Source organism: Salinicola sp. MIT1003, from assembly GCF_001858555.1.
Lineage (GTDB): Bacteria > Pseudomonadota > Gammaproteobacteria > Pseudomonadales > Halomonadaceae > Salinicola > Salinicola salarius.
The window spans coordinates 1-8467 of record NZ_MCAP01000032.1 but is presented as its reverse complement, the minus strand read 5'-3'; the positions used below and the strand labels follow the sequence as shown (position 1 = coordinate 8467).

At 64.5% G+C, this 8467-nt stretch carries 9 protein-coding genes; all 9 read right to left on the bottom strand.

Annotation, left to right across the window (positions count from 1 at the left end; all coding sequences use genetic code 11):
• Positions 1–359 (bottom strand): DinB family protein (locus BC443_RS11950; protein WP_170835878.1); only part of this gene is annotated, 359 nt, incomplete at its 3' end.
• A 63-nt stretch (positions 360–422) separates the two neighbouring features.
• Positions 423–1832, bottom strand: a complete 1410-nt coding sequence (locus tag BC443_RS11945; RefSeq protein WP_071232068.1) for an NADH-quinone oxidoreductase subunit N — start codon at positions 1830–1832, stop codon at positions 423–425.
• Complete coding sequence (locus BC443_RS11940; RefSeq protein WP_210403267.1) at positions 1832–3319, bottom strand: NADH-quinone oxidoreductase subunit M; 1488 nt, start codon at positions 3317–3319, stop codon at positions 1832–1834. Before BC443_RS11940 ends, BC443_RS11945 begins: the two co-directional genes overlap by 1 nt.
• Complete coding sequence (locus BC443_RS11935) at positions 3316–5202, bottom strand: proton-conducting transporter membrane subunit (protein ID WP_071232067.1); 1887 nt, start codon at positions 5200–5202, stop codon at positions 3316–3318. Before BC443_RS11935 ends, BC443_RS11940 begins: the two co-directional genes overlap by 4 nt.
• On the bottom strand, positions 5202–5507 hold the full coding sequence (gene nuoK / locus BC443_RS11930) for an NADH-quinone oxidoreductase subunit NuoK (RefSeq protein ID WP_035413666.1): 306 nt from the start codon (positions 5505–5507) through the stop codon (positions 5202–5204). Before nuoK ends, BC443_RS11935 begins: the two co-directional genes overlap by 1 nt.
• Before the next feature lie 27 nt (positions 5508–5534).
• Complete coding sequence (locus tag BC443_RS11925) at positions 5535–6170, bottom strand: NADH-quinone oxidoreductase subunit J (protein WP_247643277.1); 636 nt, start codon at positions 6168–6170, stop codon at positions 5535–5537.
• Positions 6170–7093 (bottom strand): NADH-quinone oxidoreductase subunit H, encoded by a 924-nt coding sequence (locus BC443_RS11920; RefSeq protein ID WP_071232066.1) that lies wholly within the window; start codon positions 7091–7093, stop codon positions 6170–6172. Before BC443_RS11920 ends, BC443_RS11925 begins: the two co-directional genes overlap by 1 nt.
• Positions 7086–8396, bottom strand: a complete 1311-nt coding sequence (locus BC443_RS11915; protein ID WP_139284307.1) for a hypothetical protein — start codon at positions 8394–8396, stop codon at positions 7086–7088. The genes BC443_RS11920 and BC443_RS11915 overlap by 8 nt, the downstream gene beginning before the upstream one ends.
• Positions 8387–8455: a hypothetical protein gene (locus BC443_RS18295; protein WP_247643278.1), complete on the bottom strand. Its 69-nt coding sequence runs from the start codon at positions 8453–8455 to the stop codon at positions 8387–8389. Before BC443_RS18295 ends, BC443_RS11915 begins: the two co-directional genes overlap by 10 nt.
• Between the last annotated feature and the right edge of the window lie 12 nt (positions 8456–8467).

Genomic DNA, 8467 nt, shown 5'->3' with positions numbered 1-8467 from the left:
ACGCGATAGCGATAGACATCGTCCACGGTCGGCCGCGAGATCATGCCGCGTTCGGGCCGGGGGAACGGCGTGCCATGGGTCACGTAATAGGAGTTGAAGAGGTGATCGTACGCGGGGTCGAGGGTCTGGTAGGCGGGATGAAACGGTTTCAGGATGAAGGCTTCAAAGAACCAGCTGACATGGGCGATGTGCCATTTCGGCGGGCTGACATCCGGCATGCTCTGCACCATGTAGTCTTCCTTGTGCAGAGGCGCACAGATGGCCTCGGTGGCGGCACGGATCCGCTGGTACGCGCGCAGCCATTCCTTGGCGTGCAGGTTGTCTGGCGTTTCGATTGCCAAACCTTGAGCAGGTGACATGGACGACTCCTTTCTCAGTATCACTCCATTGATGTGGATCCGGCAGGCTAGGCCCGCCGGGGCCTATAGTGCAAAGCGTATCGAGCCTGTAAATAATGAGAGTACTTCTGCGCCAAGCCCTCCGACGATCAGCAGCACGCCAGACACGATCATTGTGAATCGAGCCCACTGGCCCGACAGCACATGCACGGCGGAATGGTTACTGCCGAACATCATCGGCGCGACGATGCGCAGGTAATAGAACAGCGAGATGACCGTATTGATCACCGCCACGAGCGCCAGCCAGGCGTAACCGCCCTCGATCGTGACGCGAAACAGCATCAGTTTGCCGAAGAAGCCGACCAGCGGCGGGATACCCACCAGGGATAACAGCGACACGATCAGTATCGTTGCCGCGATCGGTGCGTGTCGGGCCAGCCCCCGGTAATCGTCCAGTGCGGTACGTCCCCGCAGGTGCGTGACCACGGCGAAGGCAGCCAGGTTGGCCGTGGCATAGGTTGCCAGGAAGAACACCAGTGCCGGCAGGGCCTGATCGCTGATGCCCATCATCACGATGGCCATCAGGGCATACCCGGACTGGGAAACCGATGACCAGCCCAGCAGACGGCGCACATCCGTCTGTCGCAATGCCGCCACGTTGCCCAGCGTCATGGTGGCGACGGAGATCGATGCCACGATCGCCCGCCAGACTACATCCGGTGGCAGCAAGGAAACAAAGCGGGCCAGCGCTACCGCGGCGCCGATCTTGGGGATGACGGTCAGAAAGGCCGCCGCCGGTACCGGGGAACCCTGCGCCACGTCCGGCATCCAGGCATGGGCCGGAAACGCCGCCAGCTTGAAGGTCAGACCCAGCACGACGCAGGCCGTGGCGATGGTCAGCGCCAGGCGGTCGCTGTTCGTGGCCAGCGCCTGGGTAATGTCCGGATACCCGGTATTGCCGGTCAGGCCGAACAGCACCACCACTCCGATCGTCAGCAACGTATTGGTCAAGGCGCCGATCAGGAAATACTTCATCCCGGCTTCCAGCGCGGGCGCCCAGCCACGGTGGTAGGCGGCCAGCGGGTAACTCGCCACCGAGGACAACAGCACGCCCAACACCAACTCCATGGTATCGCTGGCCGATGCCATCATGATCACGCCCAGCAGGGCGAACAGCACCAGCGCGTAGTACTCGCCATGGCGTCGATCGGTCCGCATCCATTCAGGCGACATCGCGACGACCAGCGCACCGGCCACCAGCACGACCAGTTTGCTGGCGAGCGCCACGCCATCCAGGGCCCAGACACCGGAAAACGTCAGCCGCGGCGTCCCGCCCCATTGCGCGAAGGTCAGCCCTGCACCGAGACCGATAGCGAGCAGGGCCAGCACAGCTGCCCAGTGCTGCTGCCGCTGACGGACGAAGCTGGCGAACAGGACGATCGCCACCGCTCCCAGCGTCAGGCTGATTTCCGGCAATACGTCACCGATAGGCATCAGTGGCCTCCCATCAACAGCGTCGCCGATGCCTCGACCAGTGTCAGCAGAAACGCCGGCGCCACGCCGATGATCACGAAGCCTGCCGACAACACCGCGAGCACGCCCCACTCGAGGGGACGCAGATCCTCGAACTGCGCCCAGCGCTCCGGCATCGCCCCGAAGAACACCTTCTGCAGCATCTGCAGGAACAATGCTGCCGTCACCAGGATGCCCAGCACGCCGATGACGGCGAGCCACGGATAGACACCAAAGGTGCCGACAAAGATATGGAATTCCGCCACGAAGCCGGCCAGGCCAGGCAGGCCCAGACTGGCAAACGATGCGAGCACGGCGAAAGCTGTCAACCACGGAGCCTGACGAAGCAATCCACCGTAGCTGTCCAGGTCGTACTCCTCGGTGCGCTGCCAGAATGAGCCACAGATCAGGAATAGCGTGCCAGTGATCAGACCATGCGCGACCATTTGTACCGTTGCCCCGGTCAGCGCTATTTGCCGGGCGACAGTGTCATCGCTTAGCACCGCGGCGGCTACGGCGATCCCCAGTACCGTGTAGCCCATGTGGTTGATCGAGGTGTAGGCGATGCGCCGCTTGAGATTACGCTGTGCGAGCGCGACCAGGGCGCCGTAGAGTATCGAAACGACGGCGAGCACGGCGATGAACAGGGCATAGCGAGCGAACGTCTCCGCCATCATGGCGAACGGAATGCGGATGATCCCGTAGGTGCCCATCTTGAGCAGCACCCCGGCGAGAATCGCCGAGACCGGCCCCGGTGCATCGACGTGTGCCTGCGGCAGCCAGGTATGCACGGGCACCATCGGCGTCTTGATCGCAAAGCCCAGCATCAGTGCCAGAAATACCAGCCCGGCGTAGAGCCCGGTACCGGCCAGTGGCTGCTGTTCGATAAGCACACGCATGTCGAAGGTATGCGGTTCGACCGACAGGTAAAGCCCGATGATCGCCAGCAGCAGCAATAGCGAGCCAAAGAAGGTGTATAGAAAGAACTTGAACGCGGCGAGCTGCGCCTGGCCATGCCCCCAGCGGCCGATCAGGAAGAACATCCCCACCAGGCTCAGATCGAAGAAGACATAGAAGAGCAGCAGATCCAGCGCCAGGAAGACACCCAGTGACACGGACTGCAGGAAGAGCATCCAGGCGTAGTACTGGCGAGGCTGATGCTTCGTGTCCACGGGGTAGGCGATACTCGCCGAGAAAACCAGGGAGCTCATCGTCGCGACAGCCAACGCAATGCCATCCACGCCCAACCTGTAGCCCATGCCCAGGCTGGGTACCCAGGGTACCTCCTCGACGAACTGGAATAGCGCACCTTGCGGATCGAACTGTCGCCACGCCCAAGCCAGCAACAGCACCGGCAACACCGAGACCGCAATGGCAAATCGACGAGCCGTGACCTCGGTCCAACGGTTTGAAACGGCGAGTACGAGGGCCCCCAGCATGGGAAGCCCCAAGGCTGCAGTCAAAATCAAAGGAGCGCTCCTATGCTCAGAATGATCAGGATCGCGGCGAGTCCTGCCGCGATACCGGTGTAGTAGTGATGCATCTGCCCGGTGTGCGCCCGACGTGCCACTTGCCCCGCCCAGTCGACACCCTTCGCGAGCTGGCTTGTGGCGCCATCGAACGCGCCTTCGCCACGCCGCTCTCCCAGCCTGGCCAGCCACACACCGAAGCGGGCACTGCCACGGATCCCGGCATCCACGGCGCGATCGTCGAAGCGTGCCAGGCCATGGCTGAACATCATCACGGCATCCGCACCTCGCGCCGTCAACGTGGGCAGGCCCAGCCAGTCCGCCATATCGGAACGCTTTTCGCTCTGCTGGCTCGACACCTCACGACGCACCGCCCAGGCGCCGAGGCCCACACCCAGCGCCACCAGCAGTAGCGATACGATCAGTTCCCATAGCTTGGTCTTGGGGAAGTGCACAGACAGCAAATCAGCAAGGCTATTTCCGACACCGGGCCACCAGAGTAGCGATAGCGCCAGCGTGCCTGCCGCCAGCAGGTAGAGCGAGATGGCCTCCGCCCGGGAGTGCCCGGACCGGGAGGAAGCGGTACTCGTACGGTCCTGCCGCCCCCGCCCGAACGCCAGCAGTTGAAAGCGTGTGGCGTATAGCGCACTGAGGCCTCCCGCCACGGCGGCAATCACGGCCAGCCAGGACGCCTGATGGCCGGCGGCCGTGACGATCTTCTCCTTGCTCCACGCTGCACTTAGCGGAACGACGCCTGCCAGCGCCAGGCTGGCTACCATGGCGGCTGCCGCGACGCCAGGAAGCAGGCGACCCAGGCGCATCGCAGTCAGCGAATAGCTGTCGACATGGCGTTCGGCGATGCCGGCGGCCAGGAACAGCGCCGCTTTGGTGAATGCATGCGTGACGAAGTGCACCAGGGCGACGCCGGGAAAGCCCGCCCCTGCCGCCAGCCACATCAGGCCATACTGGGCCGATGTCGAGGCGGCCAGCAGCTTCTTGGCATGGCCCTGAAGACAGGCCACGAGTCCCCCTGCCAGGGCAGTGGTCAGCCCCAGCGTGATGGCGACCGGCGCAAACCAGGCGACGGCGGAGAGTTCCGCATGCAGCCGGACCACCAGGTAGATCCCCGCCGCGACCATGGTCGCTGCATGGAGCAATGCCGACACCGGTGTCGGCCCGGACATGGCGGCAAACAGCCAGGGAGAGAACGGCACCTGGGCGGATTTCGCGGCGGCGGCCAGCACGACGCCGGCAACGAACACGTCCAGCCGCCACCCATCGAGTTGGGCCAGGTCTGCAAAGGCAAACGAGCCCGTGCCGGCGAACGCTGCCGCCGCGGCGATGTACAGCCCCAGATCCCCGAAGCGAGTGACCAGGAACGCCCAGGCGGCATCCCGCAGGTTGCCGGCCTTCTGCCATTCATGGGCGATCAGCGCCCACGAGCATGCCCCGACCAGTTCCCAGGCGATCAGCAGGGTGACGAAATCCTCGGCCAGGACGAGCAGTTCCATCGCGCCGACGAACGCCGTCAGCAGCGCCACCAGTCCGACGGGGGGCCGCTCCGCTCCCCCGCCACTGACCGGCGATGCTTCATGGTAGGCGCTGTAGACGATGATCGGCGCGGCGATCAGTGGCACGACGATGGCGAACACGGCGCTCGCGGACGTCATCCCGAGCGACAGAACGATTCGGGAGCTCCAGCGATAGGTGCCGCTCCAGTCCACCGTGACCGCGACGCTCACGAGCAGCAAGGTAGCGACCGCGATCGCCACCCCCGCCAGGGTCAGCACGGCACGGCCCCTGTCGTCGCCCGGCCAACGCTTGCCGAACCCATGGATGACGAGGGCGGCCAGCAGCGGCAAGAAAGGAACGGACCACAGCATCAGTGCTTCAGCCCGGTCAGCGATTCGGTCATGTCGGCCTGTTTACCGCGGAAGACCGCGACCACCAGGGCAAATCCCATCGCCATCTCGATGGCCATCACGGCCATGACGATGATTGTCAGCAGTTGCCCTTCCGGCGCCCCGGCCCCGCTGAAGGCCCAGAACGCCACCGCCGCCAGCATGACCCCGTTGAGGATCAGCTCCAGTCCCATCATCAGCATCACGAACGACTGCTGGGAAAGCGCACCATAGATCCCGATACCGATCAGTGCCGCTGCCAATAGCAAAAGTGTGGTGAGTGTCATGCAAGCCTCCCTGCCTGTCTGTCCCGCTCAGTGGTGATGGTGATGATGGTGATGCCCGCCCTCGCCCTCTTCGTCCTCCTCGGGCTTGCCTGCCGGGTCGCCGCCCGGTTCCAGCCCCGGCGGCATCGAGCCCTCCGCCGCTGCGCCATAGCGCCCGCGATGGCTCGACAGCACCACCACGCCGATCATGGTGGTCAGCAGCACGAGACCCGCCGATTCGAAAATCAGCATCGAATCACCGAGCATTTCGTTGCCCAGTGATCTGACGGGTTCGAGGTCTGCCGGCACCGGCTGATCGGGAAATACCGCCAACAGGGCCATGGCGCCCAGTATCAGAAAACCGGCGACGCCGGTCCCGATGGCGATACGTTCCTGATGGACCATGTTCATGGGATTCAGGCCGGCCGGGTTCATCATGAACATGACCATGAACAGCGCCATGACCGTCATTTCCACGGCCATCATGAAGAACATGGCAACGCCCAGGTATTCCGCCGCCAACAGGATCATGATCACGCCCACGGCGATGAACGACACCAGCAGAAAAAAGGAGGCCCGTACCATCGAATCGGTGCGAAACACGCGCCACCCGGTGACCACCGCCAGCGTGGCCAGCAGCAGAAACGCGATATCGACACCGATGCCGTGATTCATGCTCTCCATCACAACAGCGCTCCTATCCCGGCCCATACCAGATCGATGAACGACAGCGGCAGCAACACGACCCACATCAAGGTGACGCAGCGCTCCGGCGCCAGTCGCGGCAGTAGCCGCCCAAGCAACAGCAGCACGCTCAATACCGCCAGCATCTTGAGGGACATCCATAACGGGCCGGGCAGCCAGGGCCCCAGCCAGCCCCCCAGGAAGGCAGTCGCTGCCACGCCGCTGAACGCGACCAGCATGGCCGCCCGGGCCATGTCCCAGACCAGCCGTGGCGGCCCCGAGACCTCCGAGGCCGTGCCGCCGGCAAGGTCCGTCGAATCGGCCAGATTCAGCGGCCCCCAGAAGGTCATGCCCAGGCCGACGATGAGAAACAGCGGCAGTCCCAGTGGCTGGCGGATGACGTTCCACAGGCCTTCCTGCGAAGCCACCACCTGGGTGAACTGCAGCGATTCGGCCGGCAATGCCACACCGATCAGCACGAACATGCTGATCAGGATGTAGGAGAGCCCCAGCGCCATATAGCGGTACCCGCCGATCAAGGCCAGTAACGAATTCGCCGACCAGCCATGCAAGAAGATGACAACGGTCGCCAGCGCTTCCACGCTGCCCCACAGCACCACGCTGGTGACCAGATCCGTGGCGACCAGCGATGCCGACCATGGCACCACCGCCAGCCCGCCCGCCGCCAACGCCAGATACAGGGCTGGTGCCAGCCGCCAGGCTCGCCAGTCCGGCGCTTCGGTGGCATTGGCATGCTGGGTCAGCAACCAGGCTCCGCGCGCCATCGGCGCCAGCCAGATACCTCCGGCCTGGGGAGTGCCAAGCGCGCTGGCAACCAGGCGATCGAGCACGGCAACGGCATAACTGCCGACAACCAGCATGAAGATCACCATGAGAACCGGCAGAAACAGCTCGCTAAACATCGTTCCCGGTGCCTCCCCGTACCGCCCGGGACTCGCCGGATGGCCGTGTGCCGACAGGTTGATCGGCCAACCCCGCGACATCCAGACTGGCGACCGTCGCCAGGGCATCGCCCCACTCCAGCCCGGGTAACAGCTCGTCGAAGAGCGCGCTCGCATCCGCCGGCCGCCGCGCCGACCAGGGGCCACGCGGTGTCTCGATGCTGCCTGTTCGCTCCGTGTGTATCCTGTCGCGTTCGGCCAGACGGGCCAGATGAAGGGATTGGTCGATTTCGTCCAGAATCTGCCGCCAGCGGGCACGGGTGTCGCCAGCCGACTGGGTTACCGGCGCGAAGCCCAGCCGGCGATAGCCGTCGTCCTGGCTGCGCAGGTCGTCATCCAGCCCCGCGGCACGGGCGGCCGGACCGCCGAGCTGCCGGGCCTGCTCGGCCTCCAGCACGCCGCCGCCCGCCGTCAGGCGAAAGAAGCCGCTACGTGATAGTGCGCGCCGCAATCCGTCGAGGGTGCTCGACGTCGACAATCCATGCGCCAGGCGCAAGGCCCGCAAGCTCACGTTCTCCAGGCCCGCCAGGTGAAACGCATGAAACAGCCGCTGCAGGTGATGGCGGGCCCGGGCAAGCTCGACCTCCGCAATGGGGACGGGGCGCTCGCGAGCGTCGAAAAACACCTTGTCGAGAGGCTGTGGGTACGGCGCCCACTGCGTTTGCCATGTCTGCACGAGATCCCCCTGCAGGGTGATCTCCGCCGCCATGCCGGGCGGAAACGCGAAAAAGAACGGCCCCAGCCGGAAAGTCAGTGAGTCCAGCGTCAACCCGTCGCGAATGTCATCTGCCATATTCATGGCCATGGGCCGTCCGTAGGGCACCCCGCCCATCATGCCTTCACCGCCCTGGCCAAAATCGCCTTCGCCTTCCCAGGGATTGGGCGGCTCATCCGGCAGGAGACGATGGGCACTGTCGCGGCGGCCTTCCATCAATTCGCGATGCGCCGTGACCAGTGCGCCGGGCAGGTCGTCGAGATTGTCGATACGGGCCACACGTTCCAGATGAGGCCAGGGTTCGCTGCGAAACCACAGCGTCGTGAAAGGGTATGGCAATTGGTCATGCACCCGACGCAGGGGCTCGAAGCGGTCGGCCGGAATCTCCCCTGCCACCAGCAACACACTGGCGTGGCGCGGCGAATCGACCAGTTCGATTTGCGGAGAAAGCGCGAGATGCCGCAGCGCGCCATCACCCTGCTTGCCCAGCACGGGAAACACAGGAACGCTGCCACGCGAGGCGAGTTTGTGCAGCCAGTTCACTGCCACTTGAACACCCCCTCACGCCAGGCATAGACGATGCCCACCGACAGGATGGCGAGAAACATGCCCATCTCCAT

Bases quoted from the DNA above. Each gene is read 5' to 3' on its own strand.
- BC443_RS11945 (WP_071232068.1), bottom strand. From the start codon at position 1,832: ATGCCTATCGGTGACGTATTGCCGGAAATCAGCCTGACGCTGGGAGCG.
- BC443_RS11935 (WP_071232067.1), bottom strand. From the start codon at position 5,202: ATGCTGTGGTCCGTTCCTTTCTTGCCGCTGCTGGCCGCCCTCGTCATC.
- nuoK (WP_035413666.1), bottom strand. From the start codon at position 5,507: ATGACACTCACCACACTTTTGCTATTGGCAGCGGCACTGATCGGTATC.
- BC443_RS11925 (WP_247643277.1), bottom strand. From the start codon at position 6,170: ATGGAGAGCATGAATCACGGCATCGGTGTCGATATCGCGTTTCTGCTG.
- BC443_RS11920 (WP_071232066.1), bottom strand. From the start codon at position 7,093: ATGTTTAGCGAGCTGTTTCTGCCGGTTCTCATGGTGATCTTCATGCTG.